This is a genomic window from Streptomyces himastatinicus ATCC 53653 (assembly GCF_000158915.1).
GTDB lineage: Bacteria > Actinomycetota > Actinomycetes > Streptomycetales > Streptomycetaceae > Streptomyces > Streptomyces himastatinicus.
Genome location: NZ_GG657754.1, coordinates 2,823,414 through 2,825,471, shown reverse-complemented (window position 1 = coordinate 2,825,471; position 2,058 = coordinate 2,823,414). Strand labels below are relative to the sequence as shown.

At 76.9% G+C, this 2,058-nt stretch carries 1 protein-coding gene and 1 pseudogene; one reads left to right on the top strand and one right to left on the bottom strand.

Annotation, left to right across the window (positions count from 1 at the left end; genetic code table 11):
- Positions 1-645, bottom strand: a pseudogene (locus SSOG_RS53455) (hypothetical protein); the annotation flags it as partial.
- Between the two features lie 144 nt (positions 646-789).
- Here SSOG_RS53455 and SSOG_RS53450 point away from each other — a divergent pair.
- Positions 790-2,058 (top strand): AfsR/SARP family transcriptional regulator (locus SSOG_RS53450; protein WP_039937236.1); only part of this gene is annotated, 1,269 nt, incomplete at its 3' end.

Here is a 2,058-nt window from a genome sequence, read left to right as displayed (position 1 = left end):
GGCGCGAAGAACAGCACAAAAAGATCCTTTGTCAGCCCGTCGCGCCGGACCGTCGGCGATGCCTTTCAGACGGTATGTAGCACGGCCCTCGGCGCCGGTCAGCACGGTGACGGGGCCGCCGACCCGCAAGCCCCCGCGGCGCGCCGTGGCCGCGTCCGCCACCACCTCGTCGTCCCTCGCCGGGGCCCGGCCCGCGCGCAGTGCGTACGGGGTGACGCGCGCGCTCGCCCAGGAGTGGCCGAAGGACCGGGTGCCCTGCTCGGGGGTGACAGGATTGCCGTCCGAGCCCACCGCCTGCGCGTAGAAGGCCAGGTCAGGGACGGCCGAGCGGACGCCCTCCACGCCGCGCACCGTCTCCACCAGCCGGGCCGGGACGGGTGGGCGCGGCACCAAGGGCGCCTCCACGTCGCCGAACCCGGGGCGGTGCTCCTTCCCGTCCAGGCCCACGTCGGCGTTGCCCGCGACCACCAGGGACGCGCCGTGGAAGCGGTTCGGCTCGCCGTGGCCGCGCAGCGCGGACTCCAGCAGGATCCCGGCGGAGGTGAGCAGCATCAGGGCCAGCGTCACCGCCGCGAGTGACCCCGCGAACAGGGAACGCCGGGCGCGAAGCGTACTGAAGGCGAGCCGCAGCACGGCGCTCCTCATTTCGAGATTCGTGTCGACCTTGGCAGGATCCTCCTGGGGTCTGTCCGAATTCTGTCCGCCGTCTGTCCGTTTGGGCCGTCCGTGTCGGCTGGTCCGGGCCGGTTCGCGGGACAGCCGTACCCGTCCCGTGGTCCGATATCACCCATGGAGTTCGAATTACTCGGCGACCTCATGGTTCGTAACGGCTCCGGCATGGCGCTCGTCGTCGCCGGAGCGCGGCCGCGCGCCCTGCTGGCCCTGTTGCTGCTGCACGCCCCCTCGGCGGTCAGCACCGGCCGGATCCTGGACGAACTGTGGACGGGGGCACGAGCCAAGGACCCGATGGCGGCCCTCCACACGGCGGTGGCCAAGCTCCGCCGTGCCCTCCAGCCGCACGCCCCGGGCCTGGTGGTCACGGGTCCCGCGGGCTACCGGCTGGACCTGACCGGCCACACCGTCGATGTGCGGCTGCTGGACGGGGAGTTGGCCCGCGCCCGCGCCACCGAGGACCCCGGCGGCCGGGCGGCGCTGCTGCGCGCCGCGCTCGACCGGTGGTCCGGGACCCCGCTCGCCGGACTGCCCGCACTGCCCTTCGTCCAGGCCGAGCGGGACCGGCTGGAGGCGCTGCGGCTGACCGTCCTCGAGGAGCGCGCCGACGCCGAACTCGCCGCGTACGCCGCGGCGGGCGGGGTGACCGGGGCAGCGGCAGGTGGAGCGGATCCGGCCGATCTGGTCGAGGCGCTGCGGACCGCCGCCCGGGCCGACCCGGACCGGGAGCGGCTGCACGCCCTGCTCATCCGCACCCTCCAGGCGTGCGGCCGGCAGGCCGAGGCGCTCGGCGTGTACCGGGCGGCGCGCGCCGATCTGCGCGAGCGGCTCGGCATCGAGCCGGGCGCCGAGATGCGCGCCGCCCAGCAGGCCGTGCTGCGCGGCGCCTCCACGCCCGCGGCGGGGGCCGGAGCCGCGCCCGGCACCGCGCCCGGGGTCGGCACGGCGAGCGGGGCCGCGCCCGCGCCCGGCGCGGGGGCCGCGGACGCAACCGGCACCGGCATCGGGGACGGCACCGGCACCGTCAGGCCGCGGGGCGGGACCGCATCCGGCCCCGCCGTCCGCCCTGGCCTCCGCCTCCCGCCCGGCGCCGACTTCGTCGGGCGCGGCCCCGAACTCGCCGCGATCGCCGCCCAGCTGGCCGAGGCCCGGCTGGTCACCGTGACCGGCACCGCGGGCATCGGCAAGACCCGGCTGTCCCTGGCCGCCGCCGCCCGCGAACAGGAGGCCGGTGCCACCGTCTGGCGGGTGGACCTGGTGCCCTGCTCACCCGCCGACGTACCCGCCGCCGTCGCCGCGGCCCTCGGCATCGCGCCCGGCCCCGCCGAAACCCTCGCCGACCGGATGCGGCTCGCCGTCGACCGCGCCCCCCGGTGCCTGCTGCTC